Below are 17,346 nucleotides of genomic sequence, written 5' to 3' on the forward strand. Positions count from 1 at the left end.
ACAATAAGTTAAATAAATTTCTCTTTTATTTTTATCTAGAACAGCAGAGTTTGGGGATATTGCGAAGGTTTCTTTTTGCCCTAAAAAGGGTAAGGCGCAAAAAACAGGAAAGGAATGGAGTATAACGGAGGAGAATTTAAGAGCAGGTGAAACAATGGATTATTCTCACAGCCAATGGATAATGTTCTTTTTTTGTTACAGTGTACTCGGATGGATATGGGAAGTATGTTATGAAGGGGTAAAACAGCATTTTTTTATTAATCGCGGTTTTTTGCACGGTCCTTATTTGCCGATTTACGGCATTGGTGCAATTATCATTTTGCAGATCACGCTGCCCCACTATGAGCACAAATTTATCGTTTTTGTTTTGGGAATGCTGTCAGCTTCAATTTTGGAATTTCTGACAGGCTTTTTGCTTGATCGTTTTTTTCATCTGCGATTGTGGGATTACCGCAATTGCTTTGCCAATGTCGGCGGCTATATATGTGCAGAGTGTTCAATAGTTTGGGGGCTGTTTGCTTTATTTTTAGTGTATTTTCTGCATCCTGAAATTGAAAAAGCGATATCGGCTCTAAGTCCTAAATTATCGGATTGGAGCGCAATGGTTTTGACTGTAATTTTTACTTACGATTTTGCCGATTCCTTTAAAAACGCCAGCGGCGTCAAGACATTGCTTAAAGACATCCATGCCAATAATTCAGTCATGGATAAATTAAGCGATGATATAAATAATTTCATTGGCAAATTAGCCTTTGCATCAGACGAACTAAAGCAAAATCTTGGCAATGTTGTTTTGGAAAAAGAAAAACCGTGCTTTGATGTTCGGGAAAAATTAAGCAAAAAGGCTCGCATGATGACGGCAATTGCCAAACATCGCGGCAATTTGTTAAATCTAGTCAATTACTTAAATCAAAAAGCGGATGTATGCCTTGAGCATTTAGAAAAGCTCAAAGGTAAAAAGATTATTACCGCAAATCAATTTACCGTGATGAAAGATGAGATCAATTCCTTCAAGCGTCATCTTAAGATTGCCGAGTGGAATATGGCAGCTCTTACGGAAAAAGATTATAAGACGGCTGTAAAGCTTATAGCCCGCAATCCCGGATCTTTTTCCAAACAATTTCCGCAGGAGTTTGATGCTCTGCGATCTTTGGGCAGTCACAAATAGTTTATAACTTCCAGCGCCAGTGGCGAATGATTTCCTTTTCGACTTCATCAACGATGATTTTGATGCTGTGCTTTTTAAAGGTTTTTCCGACGATGATTAGTCCAACGGAAATCAATATCAGAACAATACCGATAAAAAGGTGCAAGGTCATGCTTTCGTGCATGACAAGACAGCCGATAATTACGGCGGTAAGAGGTTCAAGCGCCCCCATTACCGCAGTAGGAGTGGAGCCGACGCTTTCTACGGCAATTGTCATCAAATTAAGAGAAATGATTGTAGGTATCAAAGCCAGCATCAGACAGTATCCCCACATCGGGAAGCTTTGGGGCGGCATAAGCGAAGATCCGGAATCAAACAGGGTATAGATGAATATAGTTGCAAGACATGAAAGGAGCACATAAAAAGTCATTTTTTCTGCTGACATGACAATGCCCGAGCGATTGATGACAATAATGTAAAGAGCGTAAGTAAGTGCTGAAATTAAAACCAAAATGACGCCTGCGGTATTTACTTGTCCTGAGTTGTCACCAAAATACAGCATGGCAATCCCGGCAAAAGATAAAGTGATGGATAAAATCGTAAGCAGGGTGATTTTTTCTTTAAAAAATATCGCCATTATGACAGCCACCATGACCGGATATATGAACAAAATGGTAGCGGCAATGCCTGCACTCATATAATGAAAAGCGATAAAGTATGTAAGTGTTGAAGCGGCAAATAAAAAGCCCAGTATCGCTGTGACTTTAAATTCTTTTAAGGAAATATTAAGCGGCTTTTTTTGTAATATCATCAATATCAACAAAATTATTGCCGCAAGAGCAAAACGGTTAAACAGGGCGGATGCGGCATTCATTCCTAAATTCATTAAGCTGACGCCGTAAAAAGGACTTAATCCGTAGCATGAAGCTGCGATAATTCCGCAGATATAACCTTTGGCTGTTGAATTCATGATGCTGCAGCTTTTTATTTTACAGAGAAGTTTCTTAATAAGTTTTTTCAATATTCTAGAAGTTAAAAATTAACTTTGTGCAAAAGCTGAAAAATCTTCCAAAAAGGTGCAAAAAATACCGCATTAGGCTGCGGTATTAATAAGAACTTTTCTCTTTTGGCTTAAAGTATTAGGAGGTTGTCTCTTTCTCGTCAGAGTGCTTTAGATTAACCCACACGCACGGCGTGTTTGCAGCAACGCAAGAGCCGCTTGCTGAGGTAAGTTTCTCGATATCGCCAGAGGATCTTACGACAATCATGGAAATGACTGTTGATTTTAATTTGTTGGCAATTGCGGCACTGTTTACCTGCAAAATAGGATCGCCTTTTTTTACCGTATCGCCGATTTTAACTTCAGAGCTGAATCCTTTTCCGGCAAGTTCGATTGAGCCGATGCCAAAAGAAACGTAAACCTCAAGACCTAAGGCAGTTCGGATGGAAAAAGCCGATTTTGAGGATAAAAGACGGGCGATTACACCGTCGCACGGAGCGTAAATCGTTTCGCTTTCAGGCATAATGGCGACGCCGTCGCCGATAATTTTTTCTGAAATTACGATGTCAGGAACCTCGGATAAAGGCAATAGGGTTCCTGAAGCCGGAGCGTACAGGGTGAGATCCGCGCTGTCTTCGCTTTGATGAAAGTGAAAAAGATTGGACAAAAAGGACATGATCACACCGTAAAGTTAAGGTTGTTAATAAGATCGGCAAGCTCTCTACCGCTTGCAAGCTCCATGATTTGCTCATAGAGCTTAGGGGAGTAGTTGTCATTTGCCGAGTTGAGATCAAGGCGTTCAATCGCGCTTCTTACTTTGGGAATTGAGTAAGAATCTACCGTGATGTAATTAACGCCTAAGTTTAAGAAAAACGGCAGCAAATCCACGCGGGCGGCAAAGCGTCCTGCTATTGCTGCTGGAACTCCGGCTTGAGCCGCGGCATTGCAGGCCATGGCAATCATTTTGGCAAGAGCCGGGGTAAACGAGACGTCAGGAACACGCGGGGCGCTTGCATATTGGGCAAGGGAGCTTGTTCCGATGAAGAATCTTGACGACATTTTGGCAAAGGCCGATGCGGATAATACCGCAGCCGGGGTTTCAATCATCAGCGCCGTGCTGACGTCGCCGTGCGGCAATTCCTCTTCATTAAGTTCGTCAATGCACATTGCGCATAAGTCGTTTAAGTATTTAACTTCGCTAACCCTTGTTACCAGAGGAAAAACCAGAGTAAGTTTGCGATCGACCGCGGCACGCAGCAATGCTCTTATTTCGGTTTTTAAAAGCTCGGTGCCGACGTTGGCTCCGTATCCTAAAAGCGGTCCTTTATCATCGGTTTTAACCGCAAAGAGCGGCTTTTTATCTCCGGCAAAATCAAAGGTACGGGCAGAAAGCGGCTTGTCTTTAGGGAATTTGTCAAAAAGCGGCGCGAAGATTTCAATCATCTCATCTTCGGTAGGCTCTTTAGCGTTGCCTAAAAATAAAAACTCAGAGCGCAGCAACCCAAGGCCGTGAGAGGCAAGCGAGGGTGAAAGGTTGAGTTCGCGCGTGGCACCGATGGAAGGAGCTACCGTGATATTAAGCAGCGAATCATCTTCAAGATCGTCATTAATCGGATTGTTTTCATGCAAAAGCTCAAAGGCGGTATCCGACGGCGGTTCAACCATGACGACGCCGTTATTGGCGTCGACTAAAACCTGTTCGCCGTTTTTAATTCCGGTGGCCCCGATGACCGAGAAAATAGACGGGATATGCAGTTCGCGCAGCACGGTTCCTAGGTGTCCTGACGACAGACCGCCTTCTAAAATTACCGCACTGACTAAATCCGTCCTTAAGCACAAAAAGCGGGCGGGCGTAAGATCGCTTGCGACAATTACTGTCGGAACGGTTAAAGTCGGAACTTCAAAAGTTCCTGAGTCAGATTGTGTCAAAGTGGAAATAAACTCTTTGGCAAGAGCTTTTAATTCTCGCTCCTGGGCTTTTAACTCAGGGTCAGAACTGTGTTCAAATGCTTTTAAATTTTCAAAAAGAATGATTTTTGCGGCTTTGGCTGCAGATGCTCCGCTGAGAATTAAAGAGATAATCGCGTCAACATTTTTAGAGTTGGTAATAAATCCTGCGGCAGCACCGAACAAGTCGCGAACCGAGTCAGGGGCTGGCCCTGCGGTTACTTGATGAAGTCTTGTGGCAAATTCGTTGCTGGCCTTTTTGAATTTAGCGATTTCACTTTCACTGTCAAAGACTTTTTCTTCATCCTGAGAATCAAAGCTTACGGCCTTATTCATAATTAACGCGGGGCCGGCGCCTACGCCTTCTGATACGGTCATGCCGTTTAAGGTGTACATAATTTACTCCTTATCAAGCGTAAAGCTTTTTTGTATCTGCAAGTAATATTTGGTACCGGCGCAAACGGCTGCCGGAGGCAAAATAAGATTGATGATGGGAATTGAAATGCCGATGGAGACAATCATGCCGAAAATGAAGGTTGACAGCCTATTGTCACGTAAATCCTTGCGCATTAAGGCAAAAGCGGTTTTGTGATTGTCATAGGCATAGTCGCAGTACTGAAGGCAAGCCATCCATGCGGTAAGCAGAAACCAGAGGATTGGGGATATAACGTTAAGCCCCGGGATAATGGTTATGATAAGGCATAAAAGGGCGCGGGGCAGGAAAAAGATCTGTTTTTGCGCTTCACGCTTTAAGATGCGGGGCACATCCTTTATCGCATCCATCACGGTATCGTCATTGGCGTTTTTGCCGGTAAGCATTTTCTCGACTTTGTCGGAAAGAAAGCCGTAAAAGGGGGATGCGATGATGGTCGCTACGGTGGAGAAAAAGTAGCATCCGACAAAGCCTAAGACAATGGCAAGAATAGTGGAGAGAATATATGCCACGAATTTCAGGAAATCAGGCCAATTGTCGGCAAGGCCGAAAATAAAATCGTTTAAATAAGAAAAAATAAAGTATCCGCCAAGCGACATGACGAAAATGTTAATGATGATAGGAATAATGACAAAAGCGCGGCATTCTTTGGAAAAAGCGATTTTAACGCCGTCTATAAGATGATTTAAGGTATCGGAAATGGAGATTTCCTGGTTAATGCTGTTTTTGAACATCGCAAAATCTCAATAGTTATTATTAAATTTCTTAAATTTTAACTCAAAAAGGGCGGTCTCTAATTTTTCAGGATCGCAAATAGGAATTTTTTAGCGTTTTAGTTAAAAAATAAACGGTTTTAATTGTGCTTATCAAATTAATGTAAAGCGAAAAACAGTTTTTTTGTTTTAAAAAGCCGTTTTTAAAATATTGTGCGCCATAAAGTTTATTTACGCTTAAATTAAAAGTTTTTTCTTAATTTTCTATATAATTATTACGGATATGGATGTAGGAGCTTTAAGATGTCTTTAAGCACAGTAAGCGCAGTAATTCTTATTATCGGTGCAATCGCGATCATTGCTTTTGTTATTCACGGTTTGTGGTTTTCCGAAAAAGCCGGCAATCGTAAATTGCGTAAAGATAACGGGGATGACGCCAAGATTTTGGATGCAAAAAATGTCGGTAAAGTTCGAATCGTGACTGCCGATGCCGAAACTTCAAAGATTCAAATTGAAGACTCTCCAAAAGCAGGATCTGAAGATAACGCAGAGATTGAGAATGAAGAGCTTACCGTACGCAAGAGCTATGATTTTAATGTCGTGGCCAATGCCGATCGTCCTTTTGTCGGAACCGAAATTGAAAGTTTAATGAACGAATACGGCTTTGTGCGCGGCAATATGGATATCTACTATGTTTATGAAGATCCGAGTCGCAGATTAAACGAAGTCTTCCGTATCTGCTCTTTAAAAGCTCCGTATTCTTTCCCGCAGGATATGCGCGGTTTTACCACTCCCGCGATGGCTTTGTTTATGAATCTGCCTGAGCGCGGTAAAGGCGTTGCCTATATAAGAGCCATGCGCATGGCCGCCAATCTTTTTGCCCAGAATTTAGGCGGAACTATTCAGGACAATCATCACAATATCATTACCGATGAAGATTTTGACAAGATGGAAAAAGCTTTAGCCGCTTATGATGCCGGTAAAGATCCTTCTGATTATGATGATATGCCTGCATCAATCTAATAAAAAATCCAATCCGTTGAATTTAGAAGATCCCTGTTTAGTGCAGGGATTTTTATTTTGGAGCATTTGCTTTAGCGGTAAAGCTTAGATTAATTAAATGCAGAAGATTTAATCTGTTATTTTTTATTGTGGCTTCACCCTGCAGCATGCGTTTGCCTTATTCTTTTTTGTTTAATTACCGTCGTTTTCTTTCCTAAAAAATCCGTGTTATATCTTTGCGGCGCATTCGCAATTGCCCTTATTTTCTGTATATAAATTTTTGACATCAAACCATGGCTAAATAGCTTAAAATTAGAAAAATTAATTAACTTCATAAAAAATTAAGAGAAAAGCCGTGAGCGAGAAAAACTATTCTTATAAAGAGCTGGTTGCATTATTAAACCGTTACGCCAAAGCCTATTATGTTGATGATGATCCGATTGTTACCGACAGTGAATACGATCGTCTTTATCGTCAGCTTGAAATCATGGAGCAGGCAGATCCGACAATCATATCTCCTGACTCTCCGACAAGACGTGTAGGCGGTCAGGCTCTCTCGGCTTTTGCCAGCGTCACTCACCGCGTGCCGCTTTTGTCGCTTGGCGACATTTTCTCCGTTCCCGAGCTTAATGATTTTAATGAAAGGATCTGCGATTTTACGCATGAAGATAAGGTTGAGTATTGTGCTGAGCCCAAGCTTGACGGTCTTGCTGTTTCTTTAATTTATGAAAACGGTCTTTTGGTAAAAGCAGCAACTCGCGGTGACGGACGTGTCGGTGAAGACATAACTGAAAACGCTAAAACCATCAAGGCGATTCCGCTGCGTCTTTCAGGAGAAAACGTTCCTTCATATCTTGATGTGCGCGGCGAGGTGTTTATGCCGCGCGACGGTTTTGAAAAGTGGAATGAAAGGGCAAGACAAAACGGCGGCAAGGTTTTTGCCAATCCGCGCAATGCCGCGGCAGGAAGCTTGCGTCAGCTTGATTCAAAAATTACGGCTAAACGTCCGCTTACTTTTAATGCGTACTATATAGGTGAGTGCAGCAGTGAGCTGCCTGATACTCAATATGACAGGCTCATGACCGTTAAAGGTTGGGGAATTCCTATAAATCCGCTTGTAAAAAAAGTCTATGGCATCAAAGGGCTAAGCGATTTTTACAATGATATTCTGCAAAAGCGTCCTAATCTTAATTACGACATTGACGGCGTGGTGCTTAAGGTAAACTCAATTTCAGTTCAGGAAGATATGGGCTTTACCGCGCGTACCCCGCGCTGGGCGATTGCTTATAAATTTCCGCCTGAGGAAGAAATAACACGTCTTTTGGATGTTGAGTTTCAGGTCGGAAGAACCGGAGCGGTAACTCCGGTTGCCCGTCTTGATCCTGTTTATGTAGGCGGAGCTACGGTTTCAAACGCCACTTTGCATAATGAAGATGAAATAAGACGTTTAAATCTTATGATTGGCGATTACGTTATCGTAAGACGCGCGGGCGACGTTATTCCGCAGGTGGCAGAGGTAGTACTTGAAAGACGTGAGGAAGATAAGGTAAAGCCTATCGTTTTTCCGACCGAATGCCCTGAGTGCGGATCACTTATTGAAAGAGTTAAGGGCGAGGCGGTAGCGCGCTGTTCAGGCGGTCTGGTGTGTCCGGCGCAGCTTAGGGAGAGCGTATTGCATTTTGTAAGCCGCAACGCAATGGATATCGAAGGCTTTGGCGATCGCATCGTCGAGCAGCTGGTTTTAAGCGGCAAGGTAAAGTCAATTGCCGATCTTTATTCTCTTGGTGAAAATGATTTAGCCTCATTGGTTCTTGATGACGGCTCGCCTGAGCGTAAGCCGCGCCTTTTAGGCATGATTACGGCTAAAAAACTAAAGGCCGCTATCGAAAAGTCCCGCACTATCGCCTTAAACCGTTTTATCTACGCTTTAGGCATTAGAGAAGTAGGCGAATCCACGGCGCTTACATTGGCAACTCATTTTGAGACTTTAAATGACATCATGCGCGCAAGCGTTGAGGATTTAATGAAGCTTCCCGATATCGGTGTCGTGGTGGCAAATCATATCTATGACTTTTTTAAAGAGCCGCATAACCTTGATATTATCGAAAGATTGATTCCGTCTGCAGATATTCCGTTGTTTTCGGCAGGCCTTACGCTTTTACCCTGCGTGCAGGCAAGTGCGCAGACGGCTCAGACCATGCCGCTAATGGGTCAGACTTATGTTCTAACCGGTACTTTGTCGGTTATGGACAGAAATAAAGCTAAAAATCTTTTGCAAAGTCTCGGAGCAAAGGTTTCAGGCTCGGTTTCAAAGAAAACTTATGCTGTTATTGCTGGCGCGGATCCCGGTTCAAAGCTTGTAAAAGCGCAGGAGCTGGGCGTAAAAGTGATGACAGAGGATGACTTTATCGCGCTTTTAAAAGAGCACGGTTTAAGTGAAGCTTAATTAATTTTTTAATATTTAAGTTTTTTATTAAAGGAGGCACGACAAAATAAGTGCCGCTTTTCTTTTGGGCGTAAGTCTTTATGCTTTTTAATTTTTTAGGTGAGACAAAAAGACGCTTTTTCCGATGATAAAAAGATAAAAAAATTAAAATTTAATTTATTCTTAACAATCAACGGTTTTTTATTTAACAATACTTTTTTAAATTGACCTCAGTTAAAAAAATGAGGTTAAAGATATGAAATTAAATAAGACCGTTTTAGCTTTAGCAGTCACTATGTGCGTTCCTGCTTTTACCGCTTGTACTGCAGCTAATGCCGGAAATACCGATTCTTCAGTTATGACTCGTGCCGCATTAGGCGATATCACTCAGTACGCAGGTGCCCGCCGCTTAACCGGTGATATGACCGATAATTATCAGGCCGTTCTTGATTTAGCCAAGAAAAAGCACGCCAAGAACGTAATTCTCTTAATCGGTGACGGTATGGGCGACAGCGAAATTACCGCAGCCCGTAACTTTGCCAAGGGCGCAGGCGGAATGTTTGAAGGTCTTGATTCACTTCCGTTTACCGGTCAGTACACTCATTACTCTTTAAATAAAGAAACCAAAAAGCCTGACTACGTTACCGATTCAGCCGCTTCCGCCACCGCATGGTCATCTGGCGTTAAGTCTTATAACGGCGCTATCGGCGTTGACGTAAACGGTAAGCCTCATGTTACTTTGCTTGAACTTGCCAAAGCCAAAGGTTTAGCTACCGGCGACGTTTCCACCGCTGAAATCGAGGACGCCACCCCGGCAGCTCAGATTGCCCACGTCGTTGCCCGTAAGTGCTACGGTCCTAAAAAGACCTCAGAGCTTTGCCCGGAAAACGCTTTGGAAAACGGCGGCAAGGGCGGTATTGCCGAGCAGCTTATCGATTTACGTCCTGACGTAACTTTAGGCGGCGGCCGCGCAACTTTTGCCGAAACCATCAAAGCAGGCGAATTTAAAGGTCAGACTTTGGAGCAAAAGGCTAAGGCAGTAGGCTACACCTATGTTACCAATCTTGATGAAATGAACGCCGTTACCGTTGCCAATCAGGATGCTCCGCTTCTTGGTTTGTTCTCTGAAGGCAATATGCCTATTCGCTTAAAGGGTCCGCAGGCTACTTTACGCGGTAACCTCGATCTTCCTCCTGTAAAGTGTGAAATTAACGATCGCGGTGAAGGCATGCCGACCTTGGCTCAGATGACCCAAAAGGCAATCGATCTTTTGAAAGTTAACGAGAAGGGCTTCTTCCTCCAGGTTGAAGGTGCTTCAATTGACAAACAGGCTCACGCTTCAAATCCTTGCGGCCAGTTCGGTGAGACCATGGATTTGGACGAAGCCGTTAAAGTTGCAATGGACTTTGCTAAGGCTGACGGCAACACCTTGGTTATCGTAACCGCCGACCACGCTCACTCAACCCAGATTGTTTACCCTGACGCTCATTCCATGGGCTACACTCAGGCTGTCATGACCGCTGACGGCGCTCCGATGAGCATCTCTTATGCCAATAGCGAAGACGTAAATGATACCGGTCATACCGGTGCACAGCTGCGCATCGCCGCTTACGGCCCGGGTGCCTTGAACGTCTTAGGTTTAACCGACCAGACTGACGTGTTCTTCACCATCAAGAACGCTTTGCAGCTCTAATTAAGCCACAAAAACTACAAGAAGAAAATTATATGCCTGCTTTGCCCGTGATGACCTCACGGGCTTTTTCATTTCTAGCGGTCAAAGCTTAAAGGCTGACCTGCTTCATTACTTACGATTTGACCGTCTTTTACTTTTAACACGCCGCTTACTACCGTATGGGTAACTGAGCAGCGGAAAGTATGATTGATAAAAGGCGACCAACCGCATAAGGATTTGATGTCAGAAGCTGTTACCGTATGCGATTTAATCGGATTTATAAGCACGATGTCGGCTTTTTTGCCTTCTTCAATGGTTCCCCTGTCAGTAAGGTTAAAGCGCTTGGCTACATTCGTTGAACTTACCTTAACCACTTCTTCAAGGGTAAGCTCGCCGCGCTTCCATAAATCAAGAAGGGCAAGCAGTGAGTACTGTACCGAGGTAACGCCCGAAGCGCATTTTAAATACGATCCTGATTTAACTGAAATCTCATGGGGCGCATGATCGGTTCCTACCGTGGTGATAATGCCGCGTTTGATGCCCTCAATTAAAGCTTTACGGTCAAATTCGTATTTAACCGCCGGATTGCATTTTAAAAAGCCTTGCAAGCGTGAATAATCGCCTTCTGAGAAGAACAAGTGAGGAATGCACGCTTCCCCTGAAATCTGACGGCTTTCAAGCGGATCTTTTGCAAAGTAATTTAAGATCTCAATTTCCTCTTTTGTGCTAAGGTGCATGATATGAAGCTTAGCTCCGGTATCAAGCGCGGTCTGAATGGCAAGCTTTGAGGATTTGATGCAGCAGTCGCGGTTGCGGATGACAGGATGCATGTTAAAAGGAATGTTGTCGCCGTACATTTCCTGCGCGGCTTTTTGCTTGGCGGCGATGATTTCATTATCCTCGCAGTGCGCGGTTACCATCATCGGAGCTGCTTTAAACATCTTGTGCAAAATGCTTTCATCATCTAAAAGCAGGTTGCCGGTAGTCGAACCCATATAAACTTTAATGCCGGCGACGCTTTTAGGATCGGCTTTTTTTACTTCCTCAATATTGTCAGGGGTCGCGCCTAAATAAAAAGCGTAATTGGCCACGCTGTCGCGAGCTGCGGTAGCTTTTTTACCGTTAAGTGATGCTTCATCGACGGTAGGCGGTATGGTGTTGGGCATATCCATAAAGGAAGTGACGCCGCCTAAAACCGCGGCACGGGATTCTGAATAAATGGTAGCCTTCTGCGGCATTCCTGGATCGCGAAAATGCACGTGGGCATCAATTAATCCCGGCAGCGCCACCAATTCATGGCAGTCAATTTCGTCAGCGCCGTTTGCTTCAATCTGCGGTGCAATTTTTGCGATTTTATCGTCTTCAACAAGAATATCTGCACGTATAATACGTGAAGGCATTACAACCTGAGAATCTTTTAAAATTAATTTGCGCATAAGAGATCTCCTTTAGCAAATTAATTGTAGTTGAAAATGAAGAAACTATGAACGAAATTGAAAAACTTACCGCACCTCGGTTTACGATAAAAGACGTAACCGTGTACGAAAAAAAGCGTGTCTTTAAAGCTCATTTTGCCGTAGATAACTACATCGTTTCTTATAAAAAGTTCACGGGCGGAGAAACCCGCAAGCTCGTGCGTGAAATCTTTGAGCGCGACGCGGAAGCCGTCGCTATCGTTCCTTACGATCCAAAAACTGATGAAGTCGTGCTTATTGAGCAATTTCGTCCCGGCGCTTTAAACGATCCGGTGTCCCCTTGGCTTATTGAAATCGTCGCCGGTATGATTGACCTGGGCGAAAGTCGAGAAGAGGCCGCATGTCGCGAACTTTATGAAGAGGCAAAGCTTAAAATCACTAAAGACGATCTTGAGCTGGTAAGCTCTTTATACCCAAGCCCCGGCGGAACTTCCGAAGTCGTTACCATTTATATTGCAAAAATAAATTCCGATCATTTAGCGACAAACGGCGGACTTGCTGTTGAAGATGAAGATATCAGAATCTTTAAGGTAAAAGCGCAAGATGCTTTTAAACTGTGCAAAACAGGGAGAATTTGCAATTGTGCCGCGATGGTAGGCTTAATGTACTTAGAGCTTAATTACGATAAGTTTCGCAATAAAGCTTAACTTCTAAAAATCCTCCTTGTCCCCGTCAAAATGGCGGGGTCCATCCAAAAATTTTATTTGATTCTTTTTTGACATCCTCTTTTCCTATCCATAAAAAGCGTTTTTTGTGTCTAAATTTTATAAAAATCGTTATAAATATATGTTTTTTACAGGTTTTAGAACAATGTAAACGTTTACGGCATAAAAATTACAGTAAAGATTTTTGAGATTTTTAATAAATATTTTACTTTTACGTATATTTTAACTACGTGAAATTTTTTATAATACGCATCGACATAGAGAAAATTGAGGTAAACAAGATGCGTCAGACTGAGAGCGCTATGCGCATGCTCATTTGTGCCTATAGAGCAGTATTATCTAATTGCTTTAATAAAGAATTCTTAAGGGGGGGGGTAAAACGATTAGCTAAAGGAGCAGCCCTCGGAACCTTCCTAACTGCAGTTCTTGCAGGCTTTTCTTCTTCATATTCTTATGCTGAGACTATATATGTAAGTGAAGAACATCCCCAAGAAGATTATTATACTAATAAAGAGTATGGTTTTAGTAGTGATGATGCTAAAGGAGATATTATTTCAAGTGATAATGCAAAGTTAAATATTGGATTTACTGGAGAGGGAGAAGACCAAAAGGTTGAAACATCAAATATTGATATTAAAAACGGTACTAATGGTATAGTTGCCCAGGGAGTAAACGCTAATATTCAAATTACAGTAAAAAATGATATAGCGATAGATAAAATATCAGAGAAAGGAATTAATGCGCAAAAAGGCTCAGAAGTTCATTTGACAGCAGGAAACACAAATGTTTTATATGTAAATGGCGTGAATGGTATAGGAATAAATGTATCGGGTAAAGTAAATATTTCACAATCGCAAGATAAGCCAGAATTTAAACAATCAAAGGTATCTTTAATTTCTACAAATGGAAATAATGAAATAAAATCAGAAAATGGTATAGGAGTGAAAGTTGATTCAGCGCGTTTTCAAGCAATATCTCATAATGCAAGTAATATTATTAGCGGAGGAAATATAGGTATAGAGATAAACAATCAAGGATCAGCAGAAATATCTGCTATAAAAGATAATTTTATTGGAGATGAAGATCAGGTTAAAAATCCAGTAAAACATGGTGTTTGGGTAAATGATTGGTCAGTCATTAATTTAATGGCAGATCAAAGTAATAATATATGCACAAGTGAATCTGGATTATTTGCAGACAAAGGAAGTACTGCTATTGTAACATTACATTACCATGAAAGTGATGAGTCTAATCTAGAAGCTATTCTTAGCAATAATATATTTGTTAATAAAGAAGATTATAATGATAATGATGTTTTTGCTGTTAAAGCAATGGATGGTTCTACTATTGAACTAACATCTCAAGATAATACTGAGACAACAGAGCAAGATAAAAAATATATTCCGACTATAAATACTACAATTAATGTTAAGTCTGTAAGTGGAGATATAATCGGTATTATTGCTGATGATTCTACAAACGAAACAGGAAATAAAAGTTTAGTAAAAATAGATGGAAGTTCTTTGATTGTACATGCTGAGGCTTTAGGAAGTGATAATAGTTCTGAAAAAATTTCAGCTATTGAGTCAATTGGTAATGGCAAAATTATATCTAAAGTTGATGCTAGTGTTTTATCTAAGATTTATGTTGATGTATCAGGAAATGCCAAACTTGGTTACGGCTTAAAAGCTGAGAATGGTGGTGCTATTGAATTAAAATCTACAAATGGAGGATCTGTTAATATCAATGTAGATGTTAATACAAATGAAAAGCAAACTGGATATGGAATTTACTCATCTGGTAATGTAGATGTCTCTTCAGTTAAGAATATTATTATAGCAAGTTTGGATGGTGTAAATTTTTCATCAGGAACTGTTGATATTACTTCAATGACAACATCTTCATTATCAAGATCTATTGATAAGGTATCAGATTATAATATTATTATTGGAAAAGAAGGTACTGGTGTTCATGCGGCTGAAGGTGCGGATGGTGAATTTAATGCTATCGCAACATCAGGTAATAACTATATAGCTGGTTATGAGAATGCTGTTTGCTCTGAATCATCAAAAGAAGTTAAAACTCCTAAAATTTTGATAACAGCAGTACATGGTAGTAATTTTATAGGTTTTGATAAAGATGTCTACGAAGATGGAGTGATTGGTAAGAATGGTCTTTTGGCAAAAAGTGGTGAAGTATCTTTAATTGCTGGAATAAATAATGATATTAAAGCATTTGAAAGAGGTATTTATGTTAACAATGCAAAAGTTAATTTAAAAGCTAATGAGTTTAATATTATTACGGCAGATAAAATAAGTGAAGATAATCCTATGCATGAAGGCTTTGGTAATGGATATGCAATTTACTCATTAAGCGGAAGCTCAGTAACATTAGATGCCGGAAATAAAAATAGTTTACTCGGTGCCGTATACGCTGAAGGTGCTAATACCTCTGTAAGTTTAACCGGCAAATCTAATACCGTATCGTCTTATGCACAGAGTTCAAGCTCAGGCGATTTGAGTGATGAGCCTGCCTTTGCCGATAAGAAAGTAATCTCTGCCTTGTACGCAGAACAGGGTGCAAACATCTCCTTAACCGGTGATTCCAATATTCTGCGTACTTATGCCGAGTATGACAATGATGAGCAGCTAGAGCGTGTTGTCTGGGCATATAACGGAAAAGAGGGAGAAAAGAAAGGCTCTTCAATTTCCATTGACGGATATTCATATATCTCAACCGACTCTTATGAAAAGAGTCCCAACAGCCTAGACGTGGCGATAGCCGCAGGTACCGCCACTAAATTGGATTTTAATACGGTAAATAAAGAAGTTAATCCGGATGATAGAGCCACGGTTACAGTAACTTACGCCGATACTACTGACGAGGAAGGTAATCTCCAGCACAGCTTCATATCAGGCGATATCCTCGCAGCTTATGAAGGCTTGATTGATATTACCCCTAAGGATGGCTCTGCCAGAATCACCATCAACGGCAACCTGCTTGCCGGTAATAACGGTATCGTGAATGTTAATTTAGGTCAAGGCGGTATTTTGACCGGTCGTGCCGATGACTACGGCGATGCCGGAGTGCTTGTTGGTACGACTCACGGTAATGGTGTAGAGGGAAAAGGATTCTTTAACCCGGCATTCAGCAGTACGATTTATAAAGGTGGTGAAGTAAATCTTACTATGGGCGAAGGCTCTCGCTGGAATGTCACGGGACAGAGCTGGATAACCAGAATCAATACTGAAAATTCCTCCAACGCCATTATTGATTTGGTTTCGACAAATACTGACAGAAATGAAACCGCACATGCATTAACCGTCTATGAGTTGACCGGTAACGCCATTTTCAATATGAGTCTGGATGCCGACCGTGATGTCAGCGACATGCTGTATATAAAGAACGCTAACGGCGAGTATACCGTAAACGTGATAGATGCGGTATCGCATGATGACATGTATGCAGACGGTTTGGACGGATTGCGCTTTGCTACCGTAGGAGCAGGCTCAAAGGCCAAGTTCCGTGCTCTTACTTATAACGGCGGCGGAGTAAACAATATCGAATATCAGATAGGCACCGACGCATATGCGGAAAATGATGAGAATTCCGTATATAACGGTGACAATATGTCTGTGCACAAGCCAGGTGACAGTACCGTAGACGAATTCTTTGAAAGCAGCGGCAAGCCGGGAGAAGCTATTCCCACTCCTGCGACTCAGACCTTATCTTTAGCCGCGGTCAATGTGCTGGCATCTGACAGTGAAGTTACGGTCCTGGCGGAAAAAGAAACCGCCGCTCCTGCAGCGGAGAGCGGACTTGATGAAGTCACCAACTTTAAGCTGGTTGGGGTTGAGTCAACTGAAATCTCCGATGCCGGTAAGACCATAGTCGACATGTCCCGCGCTAACTACGCCAACGCCGTTTACATGGACACTTTAAATAAGCGTCAAGGTGAAGCAAGATTTGTAGGTGATACCGACCACGGCGTCTGGGTCAGACTGCGTCATGACAATATCGGCAAGGATGATTCCTTCAGAACCCATGACACTATGGTAGAGGTAGGCTTTGACCAGAGAGATATTGTCGATTCGGGTGAATTTCACACCGGCTTAGCTCTTGACTACATGAACGGACAGATTGATTACCATACCGTTGACGGTGACGGCGATATCGAAAGATACGGCATCTGGTTCTATACCACCTATTTAGGCAACGACGGTCAGTATGCCGATTTGGTCTTGAAGTACGGTCATCTTAAGAATGATTTTGATTTCAATCTGGATATGACCGGAGTCAATGTCAACGGCGACTATACCAATGAGGTAGCTTCAATTTCAGCGGAATACGGCTGGAAGTTCTCCAACTCCTATAACTACTACATTGAGCCGCAGGCCCAATTGCAGTACTCCTACGTTACCGGAGCTGACTATACCACCTCATACGGCACCAAGGTCGACCTTGACTCGATACACAGCTTGATAGGCAGAATCGGCTTTAGAGCGGGAAAAGATTTTAATACCGACACGCCGATAACCGCTTATATCCGCGGCGACGTATTGCATGAGTTCTTGGGTGACCAGGACATATATGCTTATGACAATACCGGAGTCATGGACGTCACATATGAGAATGACGACACCTGGTATTCGGCAGGTTTGGGTATTTCAGTACAAAGCTCGGAAAACACTTATTTCTTCCTTGAAGGAGAGCAGGTATTCGGAGCTGACAACGACAATACCTATACCGTATCGGGTGGCTTTAAACACAGCTTTTAATTAAATTCTCGACAGAATAAAGCGTCGTTATTAATGATGGCGCTTTCACCTCTTTAAGGCCGCGCCTTTCGTTTCATGAAAGTTTTTGC

General features: G+C 42.2%; 11 protein-coding genes. 6 read left to right on the forward strand and 5 right to left on the reverse strand.

Going from position 1 to position 17,346, the window contains the following annotated elements; all coding sequences use genetic code 11:
* Positions 1-154: 154 nt before the first annotated feature.
* Positions 155-1,168, forward strand: coding sequence for a putative ABC transporter permease (locus tag QZ019_RS01815; RefSeq protein ID WP_295481897.1), 1,014 nt, complete (start codon positions 155-157; stop codon positions 1,166-1,168).
* Position 1,169: 1 nt separating this feature from the next.
* Here QZ019_RS01815 and QZ019_RS01820 read toward each other — a convergent pair whose 3' ends face one another.
* The 4 genes from QZ019_RS01820 to cysZ all read right to left on the reverse strand — a co-directional run bounded on the left by QZ019_RS01820 (position 1,170) and on the right by cysZ (position 5,261).
* On the reverse strand, positions 1,170-2,117 hold the full coding sequence (locus QZ019_RS01820) for a DMT family transporter (protein WP_040909215.1): 948 nt from the start codon (positions 2,115-2,117) through the stop codon (positions 1,170-1,172).
* A gap of 169 nt (positions 2,118-2,286) precedes the next feature.
* Complete coding sequence (locus QZ019_RS01825; protein WP_009143164.1) at positions 2,287-2,823, reverse strand: glucose PTS transporter subunit IIA; 537 nt, start codon at positions 2,821-2,823, stop codon at positions 2,287-2,289.
* 2 nt (positions 2,824-2,825) lie between these two features.
* Positions 2,826-4,490, reverse strand: coding sequence for a putative PEP-binding protein (locus tag QZ019_RS01830; protein ID WP_286036068.1), 1,665 nt, complete (start codon positions 4,488-4,490; stop codon positions 2,826-2,828).
* Positions 4,491-4,493: 3 nt separating this feature from the next.
* Entirely contained in the window at positions 4,494-5,261 is a 768-nt protein-coding gene (gene cysZ / locus QZ019_RS01835) for a sulfate transporter CysZ (RefSeq protein ID WP_009143166.1), read from the reverse strand.
* Between the two features lie 282 nt (positions 5,262-5,543).
* On the opposite strand from cysZ, the gene QZ019_RS01840 reads away from it, so the two are divergent.
* From QZ019_RS01840 to phoA, 3 genes are all read left to right on the forward strand, one after another.
* Complete coding sequence (locus tag QZ019_RS01840) at positions 5,544-6,263, forward strand: cell division protein ZipA C-terminal FtsZ-binding domain-containing protein (RefSeq protein WP_294563367.1); 720 nt, start codon at positions 5,544-5,546, stop codon at positions 6,261-6,263.
* 334 nt (positions 6,264-6,597) lie between these two features.
* Complete coding sequence (gene ligA, locus QZ019_RS01845; protein ID WP_295481903.1) at positions 6,598-8,688, forward strand: NAD-dependent DNA ligase LigA; 2,091 nt, start codon at positions 6,598-6,600, stop codon at positions 8,686-8,688.
* 235 nt (positions 8,689-8,923) lie between these two features.
* Positions 8,924-10,360, forward strand: coding sequence for an alkaline phosphatase (gene phoA / locus QZ019_RS01850; protein ID WP_295481905.1), 1,437 nt, complete (start codon positions 8,924-8,926; stop codon positions 10,358-10,360).
* 74 nt (positions 10,361-10,434) lie between these two features.
* On the opposite strand, the gene QZ019_RS01855 is transcribed toward phoA, so the two are convergent.
* Positions 10,435-11,775: a dihydroorotase gene (locus QZ019_RS01855; protein WP_289512802.1), complete on the reverse strand. Its 1,341-nt coding sequence runs from the start codon at positions 11,773-11,775 to the stop codon at positions 10,435-10,437.
* A 47-nt stretch (positions 11,776-11,822) separates the two neighbouring features.
* On the opposite strand from QZ019_RS01855, the gene QZ019_RS01860 reads away from it, so the two are divergent.
* Together QZ019_RS01860 and QZ019_RS01865 are read left to right on the forward strand one after the other, a co-directional pair.
* A complete protein-coding gene (locus QZ019_RS01860; RefSeq protein ID WP_009143172.1) occupies positions 11,823-12,461 on the forward strand; it encodes an NUDIX domain-containing protein in 639 nt (212 codons plus the stop codon).
* 299 nt (positions 12,462-12,760) lie between these two features.
* On the forward strand, positions 12,761-17,257 hold the full coding sequence (locus QZ019_RS01865) for an autotransporter outer membrane beta-barrel domain-containing protein (protein ID WP_295481908.1): 4,497 nt from the start codon (positions 12,761-12,763) through the stop codon (positions 17,255-17,257).
* The last annotated feature ends 89 nt before the right edge of the window (positions 17,258-17,346 follow it).

The sequence above is a fragment of the uncultured Succinatimonas sp. genome (genome assembly GCF_905203285.1).
Lineage (GTDB): Bacteria > Pseudomonadota > Gammaproteobacteria > Enterobacterales > Succinivibrionaceae > Succinatimonas.

What these genes read in the sequence shown, in the direction of transcription:
- QZ019_RS01815 (WP_295481897.1), top strand. Translation starts at nt 155, where the DNA reads ATGGATTATTCTCACAGCCAATGGATAATGTTCTTTTTTTGTTACAGT.
- QZ019_RS01820 (WP_040909215.1), bottom strand. Translation starts at nt 2,117, where the DNA reads ATGAATTCAACAGCCAAAGGTTATATCTGCGGAATTATCGCAGCTTCA.
- QZ019_RS01825 (WP_009143164.1), bottom strand. Translation starts at nt 2,823, where the DNA reads ATGTCCTTTTTGTCCAATCTTTTTCACTTTCATCAAAGCGAAGACAGC.
- QZ019_RS01830 (WP_286036068.1), bottom strand. Translation starts at nt 4,490, where the DNA reads ATGTACACCTTAAACGGCATGACCGTATCAGAAGGCGTAGGCGCCGGC.
- cysZ (WP_009143166.1), bottom strand. Translation starts at nt 5,261, where the DNA reads ATGTTCAAAAACAGCATTAACCAGGAAATCTCCATTTCCGATACCTTA.
- QZ019_RS01840 (WP_294563367.1), top strand. Translation starts at nt 5,544, where the DNA reads ATGTCTTTAAGCACAGTAAGCGCAGTAATTCTTATTATCGGTGCAATC.
- phoA (WP_295481905.1), top strand. Translation starts at nt 8,924, where the DNA reads ATGAAATTAAATAAGACCGTTTTAGCTTTAGCAGTCACTATGTGCGTT.
- QZ019_RS01855 (WP_289512802.1), bottom strand. Translation starts at nt 11,775, where the DNA reads ATGCGCAAATTAATTTTAAAAGATTCTCAGGTTGTAATGCCTTCACGT.
- QZ019_RS01860 (WP_009143172.1), top strand. Translation starts at nt 11,823, where the DNA reads ATGAACGAAATTGAAAAACTTACCGCACCTCGGTTTACGATAAAAGAC.
- QZ019_RS01865 (WP_295481908.1), top strand. Translation starts at nt 12,761, where the DNA reads ATGCGTCAGACTGAGAGCGCTATGCGCATGCTCATTTGTGCCTATAGA.